Origin of the sequence: Neoroseomonas terrae (assembly GCF_018129025.1) — a bacterium.
In the GTDB taxonomy this organism is placed as follows: domain Bacteria; phylum Pseudomonadota; class Alphaproteobacteria; order Acetobacterales; family Acetobacteraceae; genus Neoroseomonas; species Neoroseomonas terrae.
Window position 1 is genome coordinate 14,985 of the sequence record NZ_JAAEDI010000043.1, and the last position, 22,033, is coordinate 37,017.

The following is a 22,033-nucleotide window of genomic DNA, read 5'->3' on the forward strand; positions in this document are numbered from 1 at the left end:
CGCGATGTCCCACAACACCTTCGGCCACCTGTTCCGCGTCACCACCTGGGGCGAGTCCCACGGGCCAGCCATCGGTTGCGTGGTGGATGGCGTGCCGCCGCGCCTCGCCCTGACCGAGGCTGACATCCAGCCTTTCCTGGATCGGCGCCGGCCCGGCCAGTCGAAGTTCGTGACGCAGCGGCAGGAGGCCGACCAGGTCCGCATCCTGTCCGGCGTTTTCGAGGGGCAGACGATGGGCACCCCGATCGCGCTGCACATCGACAACACGGACCAGCGGTCGAAGGATTATTCCGAGATCGCCGAGCGGTTCCGGCCCGGCCATGCCGACGTCACCTACGAGCTGAAATACGGCATCCGCGACTATCGCGGCGGCGGGCGGTCGAGTGCGCGGGAGACGGCGATGCGCGTGGCCGCCGGTGCAGTGGCGCGCAAGGTGCTGGGGCCCGATGTGCGCATCCGCGGGGCGCTGGTCCAGGTGGGCGCCGATACCGTGGATCGCGCGGCCTGGGACTGGGGAGCCGTCGAGGAGAACGCCTTCTTCTGCCCGGATCGCGAAGCGGCGGCACGGTGGGAGCAGCAACTGCTCGAGTTGCGCAAGTCTGGTAACTCGGTCGGGGCGGTGATCGAGGTGGTGGCCGAGGGCCTGCCGCCCGGGCTGGGCGCGCCGATCTACGGCAAGCTGGATGCCGAGTTGGCGGCCGCGCTGATGTCGATCAACGCGGTGAAGGGGGTGGAGATCGGCGACGGCTTCGCCGCCGCCACGCTGACCGGGGCGGAGAACGCCGACGAGATGCGGATGAATGCCGACGGCACCGTGGCCTTCGGATCGAACCACGCCGGCGGGATCCTGGGCGGTATCAGCACGGGACAGCCCGTCGTCGCCCGATTCGCGGTGAAGCCGACGAGCTCGATCCTGACGCCGCGCGCTGCGGTGGACCGGCAGGGACGGGAGGTCGAGGTGCAGACGAAGGGTCGGCACGACCCTTGCGTGGGCATCCGGGCGGTTCCGGTGGGAGAGGCGATGCTGGCGATCGTGCTCGCTGACCATCTGCTGCGGCACCGGGCGCAGAACCCGGATGCGCCGAGCGTCGCGCGGTTGCCGCGGAACTGAGGGCGGGATCGGCGGCTGCGCAGGCGCCTGGATCGGGCCGCGATGCTGCGGCCGTCACGGCTGCGGCGTTCCGCCGATGCTCAGATGCTTGGGAAGTGTGCCGGAGCGAAGCGAGATCGCGCTGACGCGAGGGGTAAATCCACGATGCCGGTGATGTCGCTCTCAGCAGCCAGTTTCTGCGGCGGCGGTGCTTGTGCTGCTGGAGCCACGAGCCAATGCATGCCTCTTGATCAGTGCCGCAGCAATGGACGGAGAGGCATGCCGCCGAAGACTTCGGCGCCGAGGGATGCCAACGACTGATCGCGCTCGGTGATGTCGGCGTGGCGCTCAAGCGCCTCGGCCAGGCCAGCAGCGTGTCGCAAGGATCAGCGGTCCCCAGTACGGAGGCCATTCCCTCGACTGATTCGCAAAGTGCCCGGCCGCAGGATCGAGCCGGAATGCCGTTCCTGACAACGGCGGTCCGCGCTCGAAGGAGTGAACATCTTGCGGCTCCAATCCAGCCGAGGCTTCGAAAACCTTTCGATGATGTTGGCGTTTTGTCACAGCAACGAAGGAGAAAGACCATGAGTCGATCGCTCTTGTTCGCGGCGGTGATTGGTATCGGCGCAGCTGTCGCGCCGCAGGGCTGGGCACAGACGCCGGTTCCGAACCAGAACACCACCGCGGGCCAATTGCCTGGCGGCGGCATTCCCGAGGCGGCCGCGCAGAGCCGGCTCCAGGCGGCTGGGCTGAGGAATATCCGTGACCTCACCCGCCAGAGCGACGGAAGCTGGCGCGCTCAGGTCACGTCGGCGCAGGGCGTCGATGGCCAAGCGACCGTCGATGCGAATGGCAACGTCAGCCTGGGTGACGGCGTTTCCCGTAACCCAATGCCCACGCCGCGGTAAAACCCGCGGCAATGCCGGGCCCCCGGGCGCGTTGGCTGAAAAAGCTGATGCGGCCCCGGGGGCTCTGGACTCAACGATGGCAGACGTCGAGGACGCCGGGCGCGCGGTGCGGCTCGTGGCGAAATTTCTAAATTAATCGTTTGAATGGTGCCCAGGGGCGGAATCGAACCACCGACACTGCGATTTTCAGTCGCATGCTCTACCAACTGAGCTACCTGGGCCCATGAGGTTCCCGTAGGAACCCGGCGAGGCGGCGGGAAATAGCGGAGGCCGCGCCGCCTGTCCAGCCGGGTCAGGCGTCTTCGTCCTTCTCCGGTGGTCCTTCGGCCTCGCTCGGTATCGCGTATCCGCCAGTCAGCCAGCGGCTCAGATCCACCTGCGCGCAGCGGGGCGAACAGAAAGGCCGCGTTGCCGGCTGCGCCGGCCGGCTGCAAATCGGGCACCGCGGAGTCGTTGCGCGGACCTTGTCAGTCGGCATGGCGTGCCTCCTCGATCGACGGTTCCACCGCGGCGGAATCGGGGCGCAACTGGAGCAGCGTGCCAGCCTGTTCGGCAAAGGCATCGAGCGCGCCCGGCAGGCGTTCAACGGCTTCGATCACCTCGGGTTTCGCCCGCAGCGCGAATCGGGCGCCCGGCTGAGCCGCCGCTTCCCGCGCGGCCTGGCGCAATGCAGCCAGGCCCCGTGTCAGCGCGGAAGGGGGGCGCCCCAGCACCTCGTGCAGCGGGGGATGCACCCGGTCGCGCACGATCTCTGCCAGACCGAGATGCGTGAAGCCGAGCAGCCGCGCGTGCCGGTCGGGCGCGAGCGCCTCGCGCAGCGGCTCGGCCAATGCCGCGCGCCGCTTCGGCGATAGCCCGGCGAAATCGACCAGGATGGCGCCAGCCAGGTTGCGGGCCCGGATCTGGCGCGCGAGTTCCGGCAACGCATCCCGGTTCAACCCCACCACGGCCTGGGCACCACGCGCGCCGGCGATGCTGCCGGCATCCATGTCGATGGCAGTCAGCGCAGGCGTCGGGAAGATCAGCAGCCGGCCACCGCCGGGCAGGGGCGCCTCGCTGCTGGCGAGGATGTCGAACTCGGCCTCGAGGGTCTCGTCGAAGGCGGGCGCAGGTACCAGGCGCACGCGGCCGGCGAAGCGGCTGCGCAGGCCCGCTGCAAGCGCCGCGCTGTCCACCAGCAGTTGCGCCCGCGGGAAGCGTGCTGCGAGCCGTTCGGCCACACCAGGCCCCCGCGCTGCCAGCACGGGGGCGCCGGCTGGGGCAGCCGCCACGCGCGCCACCTCGGCATCCGTCAGCCGGGCGGTGACGCGCGGCCCCTTGCCGCCCTGCGCGGCCCGGACGATGCGCAACGGCAGGATCATGCCCTCATTCACCGCCGCTGCGATGGGGCGACGTTCCGCACTCGCTTCGCTTTCCGGCAAGAAGCCGGTCTCACCGCCGGCCAGCGCGACGAAGGCGCCGGCCATGGCGGGTGCGACGGCTGTCACTCGGCCGCGTTGCAGGTCGCCGACGCCGTCGGGGCGGGCGGGCCGCTCCACCCAGGCCTCGGTCAGCACGTCGCCTTCCAGCAGTGCGGCCCGGACCTCGCCAGGCGAGGCGGAGACGATGATTACGGCCGCAGCCACCCGATGCCCCGGAGCAGCTGTGCCGTCTCGAACAGCGGCAGGCCGACGACGTTGGAATGGCTGCCGGACAGGAAGCGGATGAACGCCTCGGCGCGGCCCTGGATAGCGTAGCCGCCGGCCTTCCCGCGCCACTCGCCGCCGGCGAGGTAGTCGGCCAGTTGCTGTTCGGTGAGGCGCTGGAAGGTGACGGCGCTTTCCACCGTACGCTTCAGCCGCCGGCCGTCGGGCACCGCCAGTACCACCGCCGTGGTCACGCGATGGCGGCGGCCGGACAGCAGGTCCAGGCAGCCGCGCGCCTCGGCTTCGGTCTCGGCCTTGGGCAGGATGCGACGGCCCACCCCGACCACCGTATCGGCCGCCAGCACCAGAGCATCCGGCGCACCTGTCGCCGCCGCCTCCGCCTTGGCGAGCGCCAAGCGCATCGCATGCGGGCGCGGCGTCTCGCGCTTCAGCGGCGTTTCGTCGATGTCCGTGGCGATGACCCGGTCGGGCGCGATGCCGAGGCGGGCAAGGAGGTCCAGGCGCCTTGGGCTGGCGCTCGCCAGCACCAGCGGCGGGCGCGGGTCGGGCACCGGGGCGTTACTTGAAGCGGAAGGTGATGCGGCCCTTGGTCAGGTCGTAGGGCGTCATCTCGACATTCACACGGTCGCCGGCGAGCACGCGGATACGATTCTTGCGCATCTTCCCGGAGGTGTGCGCGAGGACCATGTGGTCGTTGTCCAGCTTTACGCGGAACATGGCGTTGGGGAGAAGTTCAACGACTTGGCCGCTGAACTCGATCATGTCTTCCTTTGACATCGGGCCTCATGTTCGGGCGCCCGCGGGCGCGACTCAGAAATGGGCGCGCGAGGGGCGCGCGCCCGTGAAAAGCCGCGGGAACATGGTCCTGCGACCCCGCCGGGTCAAGCGCGGCGCGCGCGGGGCGGTTGCGCACGCTGCCGGAAGCGCCGCAGCAGGAGCCAGGCGGCGCCGCCCAGCACCACCGGCAGGGCACCCGCGGCGGCGAGCCGCAGCCAGCGTGTCATCGGCCGGTCGAGCGCTGCCTCCTCCGGCCGATCGGGGTTGTAGCGCAGCGCTATCGAGGTCCCGCGCACGGGCTCCGGCAGGGTGCTCCAGGCCGGCGGCTCGGCAACGACCTGCTGTCCATCAGCGGTGGTGAAGCGGATCAGTGGCGCATGCAGCGCGCCGTATCGGCCGCGGCTCATCTGCCGGTGACCGATCACCTCGCCCTCGGCCAGCAGCGTGTCGCGATGCAGTTCGATCGTGTCCTCGACCTCATTGGCGATCAGCAGGAGGCAGAGCAGAAGGACAAGCCCGACCCCGGCAGCCACCAATCCCCGGACGATGCTGCGCGTGCGGCCCGTCGCGATGAACCAGCCGACGGCGCCGAAGGCGATCCCCGCCGGCAGCGCGATGGCGGCGCCGATCAGGCGGACGGACAGCGGCTCGATCCGGGTGCGCGCGGGGTCCTGCGGGTCGTAGCGGATTAGGGCGGTGTCGCCCGGTTCGTGGCGCATCCAGCTATTCGGCCGGCGGACGGACGTCTCGATCGTCTGCCCCTCCCGCGTCACGAAGCGCACATCGGCAACGTAAGCGGTGCTGCGGTTCTGGCGCACAGTCCGGACGTCGTCGATCCGGGCCCAGGCCATGTCCTCGCGCTCGGCGAACTGCGCCTCGTCGATGATCTGGTACAGGCCGCTGCCGCCCGCGATCAGCCCCATCAGCGCGAAGAAGCCGCCGAGCGAATAGCGCCCCCAGCCGGATTGCGGCCAGGGCGATCGCCGCGCGCTCACGGCCGGCCGGTCTGCCCGAGGCGGATGGCGATGCTGCGCCCGTGCGCCCCGAGCCCCTCGGCATCCGCCAGCGCGACCGCGGCCGGGCCCACCGCCTCCAGCGCGGCCTTGTCTGCCTCGACCCAAGTGGTGCGCTTGAGGAAATCGAACACTGACAGCCCAGAGGCGAACCGCGCCGTGCGGCCGGTCGGCAGCACGTGGTTCGGCCCCGCGACATAGTCGCCGACCGCTTCTGGCGTGTAGCGGCCCAGGAAGGCCGCGCCGGCATGCCGCACCTGGGCGAGCAGCGCGCGCGGATCATCCACCATCAGTTGCAGATGCTCGGGCGCCAGTCGGTTCGTCAGCGCCGCGGCCTCCTCCAGGCCCTTCACCAGGATCACAGCACCATGGCGGCGCCAGGATTCCCCGGCGATCGCCGCGCGCGGCAGGTGGCGCAGCTCGGCCTCGACCGCCGCGGCCACCGCATCGGCCAGCGCCGCATCGGGCGTGATCAGGATGGATTGAGCGCTTTCGTCATGCTCGGCCTGGGCAAGCAGGTCGAGGGCGACATGCCGCGGATCGCAAGCCCCATCGGCGATCACCACCACCTCGGACGGCCCGGCGATGGAATCGATGCCCACCCGCCCGAAGACCTGCCGCTTGGCTTCCGCAACATAGGCGTTGCCCGGCCCGACGATGCGGTCCACCGGTATGATCTGCGCCGTACCCCAGGCCATCGCCGCGACGGCCTGCGCACCGCCGATGCGGAACACCTCCGTCACCCCGGCCCGCTTCGCCGCGGCGAGCACCAGCGGGTTCAGCACCCCGTCGGGGGTCGGCACGCACATGGCGATGCGCGGCACGCCCGCTGCCCGTGCCGGGATCGCGTTCATCAGCACCGAGGACGGATACGCCGCCTTGCCACCCGGCACGTAGAGCCCGACCGCGTCTATCGCGCCCCAGCGCATGCCGAGCGTCAGCCCGGCCGCATCCTTCATCTCCAGGTCAGTCGGCAACTGCGCGCGATGGAACGCCTCGATCCGATCGGCGGCGAGGTTCAGCGCGTCGCGCAGTTCCGGGCGGATGGACGCGTCGGCGGCGTCGATCTCGGCTTGCGTGACCCGCAGCGCGGCGGCGTCTACCGGCGTCCAGCGATCGAAACGCGCAGTGAAATCAACCAGCGCGGCGTCGCCACGCTCCCGCACTTCCGCGATGATGGCGGCGACGGCAGCATCGACCCGGGCCGTTGTCTCGCGCGCCTCGTCCAGGAGGGCAGTGAAGTGGGATTCGAAGGTCGGGTCGGCGGTGCTCAGACGCTTCATGGCGAAAGGTCGGGGGAGAGAACTCCCCCGATCCCCCTCCTTTTTCTATCTGTTGGAGACTGACAGCGGCGGCCGGCGCCAAAAGTCAAAAAAAGGGCGGGGGTTCGGGGGAGGTTCTCCTCCCCCGACCTTCTTCTGTCCGTCACCGCGCGTCGCGACCGGCAAGCGCCGCCCGGAACCGCGCGATCCACGCCCCGATCGCCTCCGGCCGCGTCTTGAGCGCCGTGCGGTTCACCACCAGGCGGGAGGTGATGTGGGCGATCACCTCCGTCTCCCGCAGGCCGTTCGCCTTCAGCGTCGATCCGGTCTGCACCAGGTCCACGATCAGACGCGACAGCCCCATGGATGGCGCGAGTTCCATCGCGCCGTTCAGATGGACGATCTCCGCCTGCACGCCGCGGGTGGCGAAGTGGCGCTGGGCGATATTCGGGTACTTCGTCGCGACCGTGACGCGCGACCAGCGGGTGGGATCGTCCGGCTGGGTCACCACCGGCTCGGCGATGGAGACGCGGCAGCGGCCGATGCCGAGGTCGAGCGGCGCGTAGATCTCGGCGTAGTCGAACTCCATCAGCACATCGGCGCCGCAGATGCCGATCTGCGCGGCGCCATGGGCGACGAAGGTGGCCACGTCGAACGACCGGACGCGGATGACGTCGAGTGCTGGGTCCTCGGTGGGAAAGCGCAGGCGGCGGCTGCTTTCGTCCGCGTAATCCGCGGCAGGAACGACGCCCGCACGAGTGAGGACGGGGCCAAGCTCCGACAGGATCCGCCCCTTGGGCAGGGCCAGCACGATCGGGCCAGCATCCTCGGGCGTCGCGGGAGCGATCGGGGTCGGGAGCGCGTGATCCATGGGAGAGTCTACACCAAGCCGGGCCGTGTCGGTGTCATCGCGATTCCGTTTCAGCCCGGCAAACGTTCGATGTCAGCGCCGATGGCGGCAAGCTTCTCCTCGACGCGCTCATAGCCGCGATCGAGGTGGTAGACGCGGTTGACGATCGTCTCACCCTGCGCCGCGAGGCCCGCGAGGATCAGCGAGACCGAGGCGCGGAGGTCGGTCGCCATGACCGGCGCGCCGGACAGGCGGGAGACGCCGCGGACGATCGCCGAATGGCCGTGGAAATTGATGCGGGCGCCCATGCGCGTCAGCTCGGGCACATGCATGAAACGGTTCTCGAAGATCGTCTCGGTGATCATCGCGGCACCCTCGGCCACGCACATCAGGGCCATGAACTGGGCCTGCATGTCGGTGGCGAAGCCGGGGAAGGGCTCGGTCATCACATCGGTGCCGCGCAGGCCGTTGAGGCGGGACACCTTCAGGCCGCCTTCGGTCTCCGCCACGTCCACGCCGGCATCGCGCAGGATGCGGACGACGGCGCCGAGGTGGTCGAGCCGCGCGCCGCCCAGCAGCACCTGCCCGCCGGTGATGGCGGCGGCGCAGGCATAGGTGCCGGCCTCGATGCGGTCCGGGATGATGGGATGGACGGCGGGGCCGAGGCTGGTGACGCCCTCGACGATCAGCCGGTCGGTGCCGATGCCCTCGATCCGCGCGCCGAGGCGCATCAGGCAGGCGGCGAGGTCGGTGATCTCGGGTTCGCGGGCGGCGTTCACGATCTCGGTCGTGCCCTGAGCCAGCGTCGCGGCCATCAGGATGTTCTCGGTCGCACCCACGGAGACCTGCGGAAAGATGACCCGCGCACCCTTCAGGCCATCGGGTGCGGTCGCCTCGATATAGCCGGCGGTGATCTCGATGGTGGCGCCCATCTGCTCGAGCGCCTGCAGGTGCAGGTCGACCGGACGGGTGCCGATGGCGCAGCCGCCGGGCAGGGACACGCGCGCCCGGCCGAAGCGGGCGACCAGCGGGCCGAGCACCAGCACCGAGGCGCGCATCTTCCGCACCAGGTCATAGGGCGCTTCGAGGTTGTTCGCCGCGCCCGAGAGGGTGATCGTCCGCGCCTTCCTGTCGTGATCCACCGTCAGCCCGTGCTGGGACAGCAGGCCGGACATGGTGACGACGTCCGCGAGGTCCGGCGCATTGGTCAGCGTCAGCGGGCCGTCGGTCAGCAGGGCGGTCGCCATCAGCGGCAGGGCGGCGTTCTTCGCCCCCGAGATGGGAATCGTGCCGGAGAGGGAGCGGCCACCACGGATGCGGATGCGGTCCATGTCAGCCTTCCTTCCGGTCAGAGCCGGGGCAGCGCGACGCCGCGCTGACCCATGTATTTGCCGCGGCGGTCCGCGTAGCTGACCTCGGGCGGGGCATCGCCCTTGAGGAACAGGAACTGGCACACGCCTTCATTGGCATAGACCTTGGCGGGCAGGGGTGTGGTGTTGCTGATCTCGATCGTCACCTGCCCCTCCCATTCCGGTTCGAGGGGCGTGACGTTCACGATCAGCCCGCATCGCGCATAGGTGGACTTGCCCAGGCAGATGACCAAGACATCGCGCGGGATGCGGAAGTACTCGACCGTGTGGGTCAGCACGAAGGAATTGGGCGGGATAATGCAGACCGGGCCCTGGCGGGTGACGAAGCCGTTCTCGTTGAAGGACTTCGGATCGACCAGGGCGTTGTCGACATTGGTGAAAATCTTGAACTCGTCAGCGGCGCGCGCGTCGTAGCCGTAGGAGGACAGGCCATAGGAGATCACGCCTTCCCTCCGCTGGGCCTCCACGAACGGGTCGATCATGCCGTGATCGGCCGCCATGCGGCGGATCCAGCTGTCGGGCATGATGGGCATAAGGTCTCGGCCTGCGGCAAGGGGGCGGGCCGGGGGCGCGGCGCGATGCGGCCCCCGCGCGGCGCCGGGGGCGTCCGATTAGCCCATGGGCTTTTCGGGGGCAACCTGGAGCGGATCGGGCGCGGCCTCCGCCTCGGCGCTGCGTGCGCGGAGCTGCGCTTTTCGACGCTTCAGATTCTCGCGGAGGGCGGCGGCGAGGCGGGCGGTGCGGTCCTCGGCCTTCCCTGGGCGCGGTGGCGGGTCACCCTGCTTGGTCATCGCCGGCCAGAGTGTGGCGGCCGCGGGGCCTCGGCAAGAGCGGCGGGGATCAAGTTGATGTTTGGTGATGTCGTGCAACCGGCGCGGTTATAAAGCCGCCGACCCCCATCTGGGCGTTGTTGGAGGCTCGTATGAGCGAATGGCATAGGTTGCGGTGAACAGCTTACCCACGAGTCCGGGGCTCCCGTCGGACGATCCCGCGCTGTCGGGCCTTGCCCCAACCGCCAAGGTCGTGAGCATCGGCGGAGAGGTGGCGGCCGATGCGGTGGAGGCCGGCGACGTCGTCATCGTCATGGCCCGGCCGGGGTATGGGCCGGTACTGCGGGTCGTTGATACCACGGTGGATCTTGGGCTCCGCCCCGATGCAGCGCCGGTGCTGATTACCGAGGGCGCGATCGATCGGTTTTCGCCGAGTCGCTGCACCGTCGTCGCCCCGCATACCCTGATCGGCCTGGATGACTGGCTGGTGCCTGCGGCTGCGCTGGTCAATGGCCGCAGCATCACCCGGCAATGGGCTGCAGGCCGGACCCGCTATGTGCAGTTCGAGATGGAGCAGCACGACATGGTCGTAGCGGACGGCCTGCGGATTGCGACGCTGCGGCAGGGGCAAGGCCTGTGCCGCCGCCTGCTGGCCGAGGGGCCCGCGCTGGAGGCGCTGCGCGACCAGGTGCTGCGGCGGCTGCCGGCGCTGGAGGCCGCGGGCCTGCTGCCGCGACCGGTGTGAAGGGTCGCTGCCGCCCAGGGGAAGGATACGTGGAACGGGGTTGCGTGGCCGCAGCCATCCGCTTAGAGAGGGCGCCGCGCTCGCGCCGGGCGCTGTTGTAGCTCAGTGGTAGAGCACTCCCTTGGTAAGGGAGAGGTCGAGAGTTCAATCCTCTCCAACAGCACCATCTTAGGCTGTTGATCGGCCAAGGAAATCAGGTGAAACAAGGGTTTGTGGTGTCTCCGGTGATACATCCGGGTGATACATCTTGGCCCTTTCGATGACCCGACCGACGAAGCATCCCAAGTCAGGCGTGTATCGCATCCGCATGGTGGTGCCGAAGGACATTCGGCCCATCATCGGGACCGCCGAGCGCATCATCAGCCTTGGCACCAAGGACCCCGCTGAGGCGCTGCGGAAGGCCCCTGCGGCGCTGGAACAGATCGCGCGGGAGTTCGCCGCCGCGCGTGCTGCGCTTGCCCCCGAGCAACGTCTGTCGCAGCGCGAGGTGGTGGCCCTCTGCGGTGCGCTCTATCGGGAGACCGTGGCGCAGTGGGAGGATGATCCGGGCACGGCGGAAGCGTGGGACCTGTTCGCGGGTCAACTCCAGGACGCGCGGGCATGGGACAATGCGATGCCCGGCGGGGGACCGAGCGCGCCCGACTTGGAGGATGCCGAGGACCTAGCGCGGCGGCACGGCTTCACGCCCGATGCTGACAGCGTAAAGCGAATTGCGGTTGCCCTCTACGCGACCCGGATGAAGGCCGCCGATACGTTGCGGCGCAGGGCGGAAGGTGACTACTCGCCGGATACGCACGCACCGACCTTCCCGCCCATCGTCTCCGGTGAGGCCACCGCCGGGAAGTCACCCGTTCCCACCACACAGCCCGAAGCATTGAAGGGCGACACATTGCTGGCGCTATGGGCGGCAGAAGCGAGGCCCGCGCCTGCGACGCTCAAGAAGTATGGCGCCACGTTCCGCAACCTTGCTCGCATTCTCGGCTTCGATGATGTGCGCCGCATCAGCCCCGGCGACGTGGTGCGCTTCAAGGAGGCCCGGCTTAGCGAGGGCCGAAGCACCGGCACCGTCGCGGATGACATTCTCAATGCGGGTGCTGTCTGCAATTGGGCCGTTGAAAACCTCAAGATCACTTCGAACCCGTTTTCCAGGAAGGCCCCGAAGGTGTCCCGCAAGGGGCCTGCGCCGCGTGAACCCTACAGCGACGATGAAGCGCAGCGCATCCTCACCGCAGCACGGCAAGAGACCGGCGCTCTGCGGTGGCTTCCGTGGCTCCTGTGCTTCACGGGGGCGAGGCTGGGCGAGATTGTCGAGGCGCGGCGCTGCGACGTGCGGCAGGACAGCGGCGTGACGATACTCGACATTCGCCCGACCGAGGCTCGCGCAGGGAAGAACGAGACCATGCAACGGATGATCCCGCTGCACTCGGCGCTGATAGCCGAGGGCTTCCTTCGCTACGTCGCGGCGCTTCCAGGCAATCCGGCGGGGCCGCTGTTCCCGAGCATTGTTGCAAGGAAGGACGGAACGCGCACCACCAACGCGCAGGTGATGCACGGGCGATGGATGCGGGAGGTGGTCGGCATCAAGGACCCGAAGAAGGCCCCGGCGCACTCGTGGCGGCACCGCATGGAGGACGCGCTACGGATCGCGCGGGTCTCGCAGGAAGCGCAGGACGCGATCACTGGCAGGCACAATCCGAGGAACGCGGGCGCAGGCTACGGCAAGGGCTTTCGAGGGATGCCGGACGAGGTGTTGAAGGACCTTGAGCGGGTGCCCTCGCCGGTCCCGCCAGAGGTTAGCGGCGGCGCCACGGAATGACCTTGATATTGCCGCACGGGCGCCATGCATCCGGGGCAGATGGCGAAGCGGAAACGAGAGGGTAATCGGGCTGGGTGGCAGGAAAAACCTACGTTTCAGCAAAGTTCGGCGGTGGTGCCGTAAGGGGTATGGAAGTTGCGGGGGCCCTCCCCACAAGCCAAACCTTTTGGAAATCGCAACGGTCAACCTCACTTCACCGGACACCGGCCCTTCAATGTCGTGTGCCACAACACGCACGGGACCGCCGACGCCTTCGCCAAGGAAGTGGCTGAGAGCCGAAGGCGACCTTCGGTGCGCGTCAGCAGGGAAGCCGTGAAGGCGATGATGGCGGGTTAATAGGGGGTCGTTCCCCACTCGCCAAACATTCCACGCATGGCACTTCCGACTATCCCCCCGGAGCTGATCGCGGCTCTCGACAAACTCCACCCGCACCGAAGGCCGCCTTCGGCTCCCCGCTGCCCAACGCCGAGCATGAGTGAACGCGAAATCTGGCTCTACGCCGGAAAGCGGGCGCTCCTCGATTGGCTGGCGGGTTAGCAGGAAGCCGAAGGCGCCCTTCTGTGCGGTGGGCGATGATGGCGGGCTAATACCCTGCACTTCCCCACCAATCAGACTTTTCGCCCTGGCAGGCAAAGACCGCAGCCGGGGGCGCATGAAGCATCGCGTATGACCGTTGAGTGCCCTTAGCGGCACTGGTCATGCGTTCCCGTTTCATGCGCCCTCGTGCTGTGTTGGTCTCTTGCGCTCTCTGCCGGGGCTGTCTCGCCGTGTGTGCAGTCAGCAACCGCCACGGCCTCCCTTCAACCTCTGTCTGCCAGGACATTCATGGACCTTGCTAGCATCCGTGCCGCATTCGCGCGGCGCGGTCTCGACACCAACGCAGGCCGCCCCGTCATGGGCCGCCGCGCCAACTATGCCCGCCCCGTTCCGCCGGTCACCTCTGCCACCACCGCCAGGCTTCGCACCTCATGCGGGCGGGAGGTGCCGATGGACCTTGAGGACCGCGCCCGCCTCATCAGCCTGTATCCCGATGGTCTCCCCGCGTTCTTCATGGCGGGCAACGGGAAGGGCCATGACTACGTCCGCTGCGCCCCGCCACCTTCGGCTGGGATGGCGCGAGGCAACACCGTCACCGTCGCTCGCTTGATCCTTGCCGAGGAAGCCATCGGGGGCACCGTGCGGTATCGCGACGGGGACCGCTGCAACCTCCGCAGGGGCAACCTGAGGGTGACCGGGAAGGACACCGCCGGGGGCACCGCTAGCGTCCCGCCCGAAGCGGCGGAAGGCTGAGACCCATGGCCTTCCTACTCGGCGCAGCCACCCTCGCGGTCACCGCTGCGTCAGCCTACGCTTCCCATCAGGGCCAGTCCGCAGCAGCAAAGAAGCAAAACGCCTACGCCGCCGCCACCGACGCCGCGAACCGGGAACACCGACGCGACGTGATGGAACACCAGATGGACGTGTGGCAGCAGGACTTGGAGTATGCGGAGGAGGTGCTGGCCTACTCGCGCACCGAGTTCGACAAGCAAGCCGCGTTCGCCACGACCGCCATGCAGGCCGTTGAGCGGAACCGCGACGCTGACGCCTTCACGCTGGCCGTGCGGGGCATCGAGGAGACCGTAGCGGCAACCTTCCAGGTCACGGGCGCACAGCGTCAGGGGCAAGCCGCACGGGCACAGTTTGCTGCCCGTGACAGGAATGTTGAGGGCAACAGCGTCGATGCCGTCTTGGGCGACGTGATGCGGCAGGAAGGTGATGTGGTCTCCATGGTCGCCATCAATCGCGATGCCACCATGCGGCAGATCGGACGCGAGGCGCAGGCCGCAGACGCGCAGCACGATCAAGCCCTTTCGCAGATCGCAGCGGGCATCAGGACATTCTCGCCACAGGCGCCCATCAGGACACCCGGCCCGGTGCCCGTGCAGAACCCGCAAGCGACCGTGGCGGCACCCTCGGGGGTGCAACTTGTCGGTGGTCTCGCCAATGGCTTCATGGCGGGCGTGAACGCCTACAACAGCGCCAGCGGGCAGACCATGAAGCAGACCATCGGCCAAGCGAGCGCATGGGTCGGGCGGCAGTTCACCATCGGCGGCGGTAGCAGCCCGTGACGGGGCAGCCGCAAGGACCCGTGACGGTCGCGGTCCGGGACCTTCACAGGGACAGCCGGTTCCAGATCAGGCACGCCATCAACCGCGCGGTGGTGGACCGCTACGCCAACGCCCTAAGGGCCGAGGCGCGGCTTCCTCCGGTGCGCGTGGCGCTGGTCGCGGGGGTGCCCGTGCTGGTGGACGGATGGCACCGCGTCGCGGCGCACCAGGCCATCGGCGCAACGCACGTCCAAGCCATCATCAGCGAGGCCACCGCGCAGGAAGCCCGATGGCTGGCAGCGGAAGCGAACCTTACCCATGGCCTGCCGCTGAAAGCGCGGGAGGTGCGAGGCGCGTTCCAGGCATTCATCAAGGCCCGCCGCCACCGCATCCCCGCGAGGCAAGGGCAGGATCCCGGCAGGCTGTCCTACCGGGACATCGCGAAGGCCCTTGGCGGGCTAGTCACGCATCAGACAGTGAGCAACTGGATGCAGAAGGACTTTCCCGAGACCGCCCGCGAATACGGCGGGGAATTGCAGGTGCCCGCCGAGGCGCCCGCACCGGAGGACCCGCAGGAAGGCTTTGCACGGGCAGCGCATGAGGCCATCGCACAGGCCCTTGCAGCGGCCCGAGGGGTGACCGATCCGGCCCGTCGCGGGGCCATAATCGGTGAAGCCGAGGCGGCCCTTCGGGAGTTACGCGAGGCCCGCGCCTGGGTCCCTGCGGAGTTCTAGACGGGCACCGTGACGGGGCCTTCGCGTTCTTCCCTTTCGGGGGAGGGGCCCGGAGGCCCCGGTCTCCTACGGGGCGCCGGCAAGGGACCCGCATGGCCTGTCAAAATTAGACACCTCTAGCCGACACAGCGGGGTTTTCAGCCGGGCCAGGACCAGCAGAAACCGAGGTATTCGGCGGGTTTCCCGGCGGTGGCCTGAAATGTGGCCGAGGTGTCCCAAATCGCGCCGAGACCCCCGGACTAAAATGGGTCACGGGCCTGAGCGGTCTCCCCCCTCCGGGGCTGCGGCGGATACCCCCGTGGGGGCGGGGGAGGCCCGGCCGGGGCGGCGCCCTAGCGCGATCCCAGGGGCGACGTGCAATCGAATTGGGGCCACGCCTGGGTGCTGGACCGGCAACCCACAACCTCGCCCGTCGCGGTGTTGAGGCGGGCCACGACATTCCCTGTCTCCACGATCTGGTATCGGCCCCTGCCACCGAGCGTATCGGTCACCAGCAACCCCGCCATGAACGCCAGCACCGCCGCCGCCGCAACGCTTCCCCAATCCGGCTTCACCCTAGGCTACCCTCCATGCCACGTCATGCGCCCCCTCGGGACCGTCGCGCGGGTGGAAGGTAGCGGCAAGACCGTATCATTATCGAACAACGACCGATGATCTGTGTTGACACAGTCTTGCCGCGTGCCCATCCTCCCCGCCGACCAAGGACGGGACCGAGGGGAAGTGACGATGGGCCGGGGCAAGCAGCAGGCTTTCGCGGTGGCCTACTACCGGGTCAGCACCGCCGAGCAAGGCCAGTCGGGCCTTGGCCTGGAGGCCCAGCAGGCCACCGTCAGGGCCTTTGCTGAGGCTCGTGGATGGCGCCTGATAGCCGAGCATCAGGACGTGGCGAGCGGCAAGACCGACAACCGGCCGGGCTTCCTCGCCGCACTAGCCGAGTGCCGCCGGATGGGGGCCTTCCTGGTGGCCTCGAAACTGGACCGCATCAGCCGCCGGGCACATGCCCTTTCGGGGCTGTTGGAGGAAGGCATCAGGCCCCGCACCGCCGACATGCCCGACGCTGACGACATGATGCTGCGGGTCTATGCGGCCATGGCGCAGCGGGAGCGGGAGTTAATCTCTGACCGGACCAAGGCGGCCCTCGCCGCAGCGAAGGCGCGGGGGACGAAACTCGGCGGGGATCGTGGGAACCGGCCCGCCGCACCGCCCGACGCGAAGGCCGCCGCCGCTGCCCGCATGGAGACCGCCGACCGCGCTGCGTTCCGGGTGATGCCCGCCATCAGGGAATTGCGGGAAGGTGGCGCCACGTCGCTTCATGCTCTGGCCAATGGTCTCAACACCATGGGCCTGCCCACGCCGAGGGGCGGGACATGGACCGCCACCGCTGTTCGCCGCGCCCTGGCCCGTGCCGAGGGAGCCGCAGGATGAGCCGCCCGCCGCGCCCCACCACCACCGCCCGCCGTGGGCCCGCCACGGTGCCCGCGAAGGCCCCGGCTGTAGCCCCCACGACGGATGAGCGACGGAAGGCCCTGGTACTGTCCAAGCATCCAGGCCGTGACCGCGCCATCGGCATCGCCTTTTGGGCGGGTTTCGCCTTCCTGGTCCTGCACTACGCCGGGGCCATCCCGTGGGGACAGCCGACAGCCGCCGACATCTGGCCCCCTCGCGCCACCGCCACCGGGTCACGGTAGCCCTGTCCCGCTGATTTCCGGTGCAGTCCACTTTGCCGGAAAGCCGCATTGCGCCTGACCCGCGCATCCTATCCCGCCTATCTAGGATAATTGTCCTTAATCTGCGGCATGGGATGCATTGATGCGCGAGCCATTCCGGTCCCTAGGAGGCGCGTCCCGCTGCCCGCCAAGGCCCCGCAACGGGCCTCTCCGGGATGCCTACAAGCCCCCATACCGGGAGCATCGGGGCATCTTGCGGCCTCGCCCAAGGGCTATATTGCTCCCGATTAAGGAACTGATATTGCTGCGGATTATGTTGCTTCTCGGCTTCCGTTACGGGCACCAGGCGGGGCACCATGAGGGCACCCCGGGAGGGCCGGGGACTAGGAATGGAGACGCACGCCGCCATGACCGCCACCACCGAGGACCGCCCACGGAGCCGGGGCTTCCGCATCGAGGGCAACCTTCGGGACCGGTCCATCACCATCGGGCGCCTGGGCGTGTTCGCCCGCATTGAGGCCCGGCGACTGCGCTGGGCGTGGCTGGCCCTGGTGAAGGAAGGCTGGAGCATGGAGGTGGTGGCAGGCCCGGCCGCCGTGACCCTTTCGTGGGGGATCGTCAGGAAGACCGACAAGGCCCGCGTATGGGCGTGGCGGCGGGCGGTCTCCCGCGCATAGCGCACTCGGCGCGAGCCGCTATGGTCGCGCTATAGGTGCCCGCCACGGGGCCTCGCGGGAAAGCCTCGGTGCCTTTCCTCTAAGGGCACCACGCTCGACCCTCCCGGCGGCCGCTGGGGGCAGGGAAGGACACGACAGGGGCAAGGCACGGGCGAAATAGAACGCTCGTCAGTGGACAGCGACAGGGGCAGGAAAGGGGCACCGCAGGAGACTGCGCCTCCCGTCCCTATTCCTGCGTGCCGCCAAGCAAGTCTTGTTGGGCGGCTTCTTCGTTGGTCAGGAACAGCACAAACCACACGGCCTCCAGGATCACAAACGTCGCTTCACGGAACGCCTCCGGCGCTTGCTTCCACCGACCCATGGCGTCTAGCGCCGACACCTTATGCGCGGCAGCAACCGGCAGCGCGGGGAGTTCAAAGATAATCCTGCGAAGTAGGGCCGCCCCTGTGAGCAAGAAGCGCTGCCGAGGTGTCAGCGTCGCGAACGGGCGCTGCACCCAATCCTTGCCCGGACCCGCGATATCGGCCACCAGGGAACGGAAGTGGGCATCGGCGGGCGTCATGGAGGCGAACAGGCCCCTGACAGGCTCGTCCGTCAGAGTGCGGACCGACACTTTATGTGCGAAGGCGTTCCTGATCTTCCGCAGCAAGTCCAAATCACTATAGGTCTCTGGGCGCAACCACCGGAGCGCCGCCGCCATAGTGAAGCGGGCGCTTGATGTGCCAAGGATGCCAAACCCTCCACCGTCAAAAAGGCGGCCTAGGCCCCCGCGTATTGATGGGTCGAGATTTCGTTGCATCAGGCTGATCGTAAGATCATCTACAAGCGCAAATAGGGTGATTACAGCCGCGCGATCATCAGCGCAGTCGCGGACTTCTTCCAGCGTTTCCTCAATCTGCTTGTGAGGAAAAGAAAGATCCGCCAGCTCTTTTTGAGCCGCCTTTACCTGATACTGGTAGGCTGCTTCCGCAGCCGCCTCTAGTGCAAGTTTGATTGCCGACGCGGGGGGAGGCAAATCGTCTTTCATTGCACGAGGATACGCGAACGGGCGCAGACCTATTAGCCTAACCTGCGCTTGCCCGCCGATCCATCCGGGTGATACATCTACCGCAGCGCCACCTCCCGGAAACCCGCAGAAAACCTAGCGTTCACCTACTTCCGGCCGAGTTCAATCCTCTCCAACAGCACCATATACAGCGCGCGGATTTCCCTGACCGACCCGACGTCGCGCCACCAAGTTGCTGGCCATGCATGCCGGTGCGTGTCTGGCGGCCTAAGGACCAGTTCCTAGGCGCCGGCCCGACACGACCTAGCCAATGCGGACGGCCCGCGTCACCTGGCCATTGCTCTCCCAGTAGGTCCTCTTGCCGGCAATGACGGGATCGTCCATCGCCGGCTGCACATGGCCCTCCGTATCGATCGCACGCGAGGTGATCCGGTGCTCTCCTGGCTGGGCTTGCCAATCCAGGCGCCAGAAGCGCCAAGCGAACGCGCCCCCGTCCTCGCCGACAAGGGCCGCCCGCATCCAAGGGCCATCATCAATGCGGACCTCGACCGCCGCGATCGGCGTCGGTCCCCACGCCATGCCTTCGATCCTGTGGCTGCCCGCGGCTGACAGGACGCGCGCAGGCGCGGATTTGAGCAACTGAGGCCCGACCGAGGTCTCGGAAATCATTGTCTGGTCTCCCTGCCGCCGCTCCCGCACCGTGACATAGTCACGCGCCATGAAGCGGTTCAGGAAGCGCGTCTCGCTCACCACGATGCGCTGCAGCCATTTTACATTGGCGATGCCGTACCAGCCCGGCGCGACCAGCCGCACGGGCGCGCCATGTGCCGACGGCAAGGTTTGTCCGTTCATCTCGTAGCACAGCATGTTCGCCGGGTTCATCGCATCCTCGACCGACATGCTGCGGGCAAAGTTCGTCTCAAACCTCAGCTCGATCGGCGTGCCGGCGCGCAGCACTTCCTCGCTCCGGTCCGCACCGAAGAAGACGACCTCCTTCGCACCGTCGCGGATCCCCGCCTGTCGTAGGACTTCGGCGAGGGATGTCCCAGCCCATCGCGCATTCCCGATCGCGCTGACGAGGAACGGCAGGCCGTGATTGCCTGAGCACTCCAGGGTGAAGGTGACTTCCTGGCGTGGTCTTGCCTTGAGCTCGGCCAACGAGAGCCGGTCCGGCGCGTCGACATGGCCCTCGATGGCGAGCTGCCAGCTTGCGGGATCGATTTCCGGCCAGCCGTAATGACCGACCTCGAAAAATCGATCGGTCGGCGTGATCCAGCTGTCGAGATTTTCCCAGGAGGTCAGATTTCTGGCCACACTCGCCAATGGAGGCGGCACGGGTGGCGGTTGGTCCGTCCAGGGAATGACGCGGGCGCCTTCCTGCGCCTGGGCCATGCCGTCGCCGTGGGCCAGCAGGAACAGGCCGGCGGCGGCACTGCCGATCACCAGGTCGCGCCGATGCGAATGCCGCATGGTCATCGCCCTCTCCTTGTAACAGCTCGTGACGGATCAGCGAAGACGGGCGTCGGCGCTACCGTCCGCATGGTCCGGCATCGGCAAAAGGTATGGATGCGGCCCGCGCGCCGGCTATCCAGATCCGGCCAGGACTATCCGAGGACGGCCAGATTCGACGCCGGTCGGAACGAAATGCAGCCAGGTTGACGGTGCCGGGCTCCCAGGTACGGCTCCGAGGCACGGAGCAGACTGGGTTGGGCGAGGTTCCCAATAGCGCCCGATAGTGTTTCCCGAACGCCCGAGACGCCGCGTGCCGCTGCGATGCCCCGAAGCGTTGTCCGGGGTGTGGCACATATGCGCCGGTCGATATCGGGCGCCATGACGGCGGCGGAACTTGCGGATGCAAGCGGGCGTGTCGCAGCACGCTGCAACGGCATTTCCCAGCCTACTTCGGTCGTGGGCCGCTCGAGCACCACGAGCGAATGCAGCTTGTGGCGGTCAGGGACGCGCTTCTGGCCTCGCGAGGCAGCGCGGCGATTGTCACCGGGATCGCAACAGCATTCGGCTTCACGCATCTCGGCAAATTCGCCGCCCTGTCCAAGCAGCATTTCAATGAACCGCCATTCGCGACGATCGCCCGCATCGCCCGGCCCGAACCGTATCCCGCCGCCGGGCTGGCCGCGATCGTGGACGAGCCGGATTCGGCAGGTCGTTCGGAGCCGAAACTCCACATAGACCTGCCGCTACCGGCCGAACCTAGCCGCCGACATCAGCTCCCTGCCGATCAGCCGTTGTCGGGCAAGGTGCGCCGGTGGCCGCCTCAGCGCCCCGCGAAAACCGGCGCCCGCTTCTCGCGGAACGCCGCGAGCCCTTCCTGAATGTCTTCGCTTTCCTTGCACGCTTTGGCGCGGGCCTCGCAGGCCTCGACGTCCAGCGCGCCGTGGCCGATCTCGTTCAGCGCCTGCTTCATGCCCTGGATGGCCATGGGTGCCATCACCGCCAGCGTGTCGGCCTGCTTGTCCACCGCCGCATCCAGCGCCCCCGGCGCGACAAGCTGCGTCAGGTAGCCGATGCGCAGCAGCTCCTCCGCACCGAGCTTCTCCGCCGTCATGAACAGCCGCTTCGCGTTGTTCAGCCCAAGCCGCGACACGTACCGCCGCAGACCGCCGGGGTAGTAGTGCACGCCGAGCCGCCCGGCCGGCATGAACATCTCCATCCCCGTCACGCCGATGCGGAAATCCGCTGTCAGCGCAAGGTCGGTCGAACCGCCATAGACGCCGCCCTGCAGCCGGCAGATCGTGGGCACCCGGATCTTCTCGAACCGGTCGACCATCACGTCGAAGGCTGGCGCGCGTGCGGCCGCCTCGCGATCCTCGGCGAAGCCGCCCAGGTGGAAGCCGGCGCTGAAGGCCGGGCCGCTCGCCGCCAGCACGAGGACGCGCAGGTCGCGGTTCGCATCGACCGTGTCGAAATGCTCCATCAGCCGGATGATGTCGCCGGGCTCGATCCGGTTGCGGTGGCGCGAACGGTGCAGGCGGATGGTGGCGCGGCGCCCCTCGATCTCGAGGGTCGGCGGGTCAAGGCGATCAGTCTCGGTCATGGCATTCCTCTCCGGCGCCCCATGGTCGGTCAAACGGGGGCAGCTGACCATGCCCCCGGCCTCACCAGCCGCAGAGGCGCCGCCCGGTCCGGTTATGCGCCAGGATCTGGCGCGCCGTGCCGGGGGTCAGCCCGTCTTCCCTGACGATCAGGATTGGGCGCCACGCCTCACATGCCGCGCCGCCAGTCCCGGCGCAACTCGTCGTCAGCATCGCCAGAGCGATCAACGGCACGGTCCACTTCATCCCTGACCTCCCGCGCGCGGGCCGCGCGCTCCAGCGTCTGCATCCTCGAAGCCGCCTGGCCGTCGCGCCGGCCGGTGAGATAGGCGGCGAGCAGCATCGCGAGCGCCGCCCCTGCCGCTGCGATCCAACCGCCCGCACGCGACCAAGCCGCGGCGACCAGCGCACCGAGCGCGCTCACGCCACCCGCCGGCGGCGCTGCCAGACGAACCAGGCGGCAGCCGCGACGATCAGCGCCGCGGCCACCCAGGGCCCGAGCGCGCGGGCCAGCTCCGCCGCGCTGCCGAGATGCGGCGCGACACCGCCGAGCGCCTCGGCCGCC

25 protein-coding genes and 2 tRNA genes are annotated in these 22,033 nt (G+C 68.5%); 12 read left to right on the forward strand and 15 right to left on the reverse strand.

Translation table 11 applies throughout. The features are described from left to right. The first annotated feature begins 4 nt into the window (after positions 1-4). The gene (gene aroC / locus GXW78_RS26475) at positions 5-1,111 is read left to right on the forward strand and encodes a chorismate synthase (protein WP_211871928.1); all 1,107 of its coding nucleotides are present in this window, start codon (positions 5-7) and stop codon (positions 1,109-1,111) included. Positions 1,112-1,674: 563 nt separating this feature from the next. Then, positions 1,675-1,998: a hypothetical protein gene (locus tag GXW78_RS26480; protein WP_211871929.1), complete on the forward strand. Its 324-nt coding sequence runs from the start codon at positions 1,675-1,677 to the stop codon at positions 1,996-1,998. Positions 1,999-2,143: 145 nt separating this feature from the next. Here GXW78_RS26480 and GXW78_RS26485 read toward each other — a convergent pair. The 11 genes from GXW78_RS26485 to GXW78_RS26535 form a co-directional block, all read right to left on the reverse strand. Continuing rightward, positions 2,144-2,219 (reverse strand) — tRNA-Phe (locus GXW78_RS26485). 71 nt (positions 2,220-2,290) lie between these two features. After that, positions 2,291-2,560 carry a DNA gyrase inhibitor YacG gene (locus GXW78_RS26490; protein ID WP_338147855.1) on the reverse strand — a complete coding sequence of 90 codons (270 nt, stop codon included), beginning with the start codon at positions 2,558-2,560 and terminating at the stop codon, positions 2,291-2,293. Beyond that, on the reverse strand, positions 2,466-3,623 hold the full coding sequence (locus GXW78_RS26495) for a ribonuclease E/G (RefSeq protein WP_211871931.1): 1,158 nt from the start codon (positions 3,621-3,623) through the stop codon (positions 2,466-2,468). The genes GXW78_RS26490 and GXW78_RS26495 overlap by 95 nt, the downstream gene beginning before the upstream one ends. Further along, positions 3,608-4,195 carry a Maf family protein gene (locus GXW78_RS26500; RefSeq protein WP_211871932.1) on the reverse strand — a complete coding sequence of 196 codons (588 nt, stop codon included), beginning with the start codon at positions 4,193-4,195 and terminating at the stop codon, positions 3,608-3,610. Before GXW78_RS26500 ends, GXW78_RS26495 begins: the two co-directional genes overlap by 16 nt. 7 nt (positions 4,196-4,202) lie before the next feature. Next, the gene (gene infA / locus GXW78_RS26505; RefSeq protein ID WP_026033499.1) at positions 4,203-4,421 is read right to left on the reverse strand and encodes a translation initiation factor IF-1; all 219 of its coding nucleotides are present in this window, start codon (positions 4,419-4,421) and stop codon (positions 4,203-4,205) included. 104 nt (positions 4,422-4,525) lie between these two features. Further along, a complete protein-coding gene (locus GXW78_RS26510; protein WP_211871933.1) occupies positions 4,526-5,416 on the reverse strand; it encodes a DUF3592 domain-containing protein in 891 nt (296 codons plus the stop codon). Continuing rightward, positions 5,413-6,717 carry a histidinol dehydrogenase gene (gene hisD / locus GXW78_RS26515; protein ID WP_211871934.1) on the reverse strand — a complete coding sequence of 435 codons (1,305 nt, stop codon included), beginning with the start codon at positions 6,715-6,717 and terminating at the stop codon, positions 5,413-5,415. The genes GXW78_RS26510 and hisD overlap by 4 nt, the downstream gene beginning before the upstream one ends. A 142-nt stretch (positions 6,718-6,859) precedes the next feature. After that, on the reverse strand, positions 6,860-7,567 hold the full coding sequence (gene hisG / locus GXW78_RS26520) for an ATP phosphoribosyltransferase (RefSeq protein WP_211871935.1): 708 nt from the start codon (positions 7,565-7,567) through the stop codon (positions 6,860-6,862). A 50-nt stretch (positions 7,568-7,617) separates the two neighbouring features. Next, on the reverse strand, positions 7,618-8,877 hold the full coding sequence (gene murA / locus GXW78_RS26525; protein ID WP_211871936.1) for a UDP-N-acetylglucosamine 1-carboxyvinyltransferase: 1,260 nt from the start codon (positions 8,875-8,877) through the stop codon (positions 7,618-7,620). Positions 8,878-8,894: 17 nt separating this feature from the next. Next, positions 8,895-9,449 carry a dCTP deaminase gene (gene dcd, locus GXW78_RS26530; protein ID WP_211871937.1) on the reverse strand — a complete coding sequence of 185 codons (555 nt, stop codon included), beginning with the start codon at positions 9,447-9,449 and terminating at the stop codon, positions 8,895-8,897. A 78-nt stretch (positions 9,450-9,527) separates the two neighbouring features. Beyond that, positions 9,528-9,707, reverse strand: coding sequence for a hypothetical protein (locus tag GXW78_RS26535; protein ID WP_211871938.1), 180 nt, complete (start codon positions 9,705-9,707; stop codon positions 9,528-9,530). Positions 9,708-9,939: 232 nt separating this feature from the next. Here GXW78_RS26535 and GXW78_RS26540 point away from each other — a divergent pair, with 232 nt between their 5' ends. The 9 genes from GXW78_RS26540 to GXW78_RS26580 all read left to right on the forward strand — a co-directional run bounded on the left by GXW78_RS26540 (position 9,940) and on the right by GXW78_RS26580 (position 17,412). Continuing rightward, a complete protein-coding gene (locus GXW78_RS26540; RefSeq protein WP_211871939.1) occupies positions 9,940-10,431 on the forward strand; it encodes a Hint domain-containing protein in 492 nt (163 codons plus the stop codon). 91 nt (positions 10,432-10,522) lie between these two features. Then, positions 10,523-10,597: transfer RNA gene (locus GXW78_RS26545), tRNA-Thr, on the forward strand. Positions 10,598-10,690: 93 nt separating this feature from the next. Then, a complete protein-coding gene (locus GXW78_RS26550; protein WP_338147856.1) occupies positions 10,691-12,247 on the forward strand; it encodes a DUF6538 domain-containing protein in 1,557 nt (518 codons plus the stop codon). 987 nt (positions 12,248-13,234) lie between these two features. Continuing rightward, entirely contained in the window at positions 13,235-13,537 is a 303-nt protein-coding gene (locus GXW78_RS26555) for a hypothetical protein (RefSeq protein ID WP_211871941.1), read from the forward strand. 5 nt (positions 13,538-13,542) lie between these two features. After that, the gene (locus tag GXW78_RS26560; protein WP_211871942.1) at positions 13,543-14,355 is read left to right on the forward strand and encodes a virion core protein, T7 gp14 family; all 813 of its coding nucleotides are present in this window, start codon (positions 13,543-13,545) and stop codon (positions 14,353-14,355) included. A gap of 20 nt (positions 14,356-14,375) precedes the next feature. Beyond that, positions 14,376-15,068: a ParB N-terminal domain-containing protein gene (locus tag GXW78_RS26565; protein WP_211871943.1), complete on the forward strand. Its 693-nt coding sequence runs from the start codon at positions 14,376-14,378 to the stop codon at positions 15,066-15,068. Positions 15,069-15,794: 726 nt separating this feature from the next. Beyond that, positions 15,795-16,493: a recombinase family protein gene (locus tag GXW78_RS26570; protein ID WP_211871944.1), complete on the forward strand. Its 699-nt coding sequence runs from the start codon at positions 15,795-15,797 to the stop codon at positions 16,491-16,493. Then, on the forward strand, positions 16,490-16,756 hold the full coding sequence (locus GXW78_RS26575; protein WP_211871945.1) for a hypothetical protein: 267 nt from the start codon (positions 16,490-16,492) through the stop codon (positions 16,754-16,756). The genes GXW78_RS26570 and GXW78_RS26575 overlap by 4 nt, the downstream gene beginning before the upstream one ends. A gap of 386 nt (positions 16,757-17,142) precedes the next feature. Further along, complete coding sequence (locus GXW78_RS26580) at positions 17,143-17,412, forward strand: hypothetical protein (protein ID WP_211871946.1); 270 nt, start codon at positions 17,143-17,145, stop codon at positions 17,410-17,412. Between the two features lie 226 nt (positions 17,413-17,638). Here GXW78_RS26580 and GXW78_RS26585 read toward each other — a convergent pair whose 3' ends face one another. Both GXW78_RS26585 and GXW78_RS26590 read right to left on the reverse strand, forming a co-directional pair. Beyond that, positions 17,639-18,439 carry a hypothetical protein gene (locus tag GXW78_RS26585; RefSeq protein WP_211871947.1) on the reverse strand — a complete coding sequence of 267 codons (801 nt, stop codon included), beginning with the start codon at positions 18,437-18,439 and terminating at the stop codon, positions 17,639-17,641. A 282-nt stretch (positions 18,440-18,721) separates the two neighbouring features. Further along, entirely contained in the window at positions 18,722-19,810 is a 1,089-nt protein-coding gene (locus GXW78_RS26590; RefSeq protein WP_211871948.1) for a sulfite oxidase, read from the reverse strand. Between the two features lie 485 nt (positions 19,811-20,295). Between GXW78_RS26590 and GXW78_RS26595 the strand changes: the two genes are divergently transcribed. Continuing rightward, on the forward strand, positions 20,296-20,748 hold the full coding sequence (locus tag GXW78_RS26595; protein WP_246522670.1) for a helix-turn-helix domain-containing protein: 453 nt from the start codon (positions 20,296-20,298) through the stop codon (positions 20,746-20,748). On the opposite strand, the gene GXW78_RS26600 is transcribed toward GXW78_RS26595, so the two are convergent. After that, a complete protein-coding gene (locus GXW78_RS26600) occupies positions 20,691-21,470 on the reverse strand; it encodes an enoyl-CoA hydratase/isomerase family protein (protein ID WP_211871949.1) in 780 nt (259 codons plus the stop codon). The genes GXW78_RS26595 and GXW78_RS26600 overlap by 58 nt on opposite strands. A gap of 167 nt (positions 21,471-21,637) precedes the next feature. Continuing rightward, the gene (locus GXW78_RS26605; protein WP_211871950.1) at positions 21,638-21,892 is read right to left on the reverse strand and encodes a hypothetical protein; all 255 of its coding nucleotides are present in this window, start codon (positions 21,890-21,892) and stop codon (positions 21,638-21,640) included. Positions 21,893-22,033 lie beyond the last annotated feature (141 nt).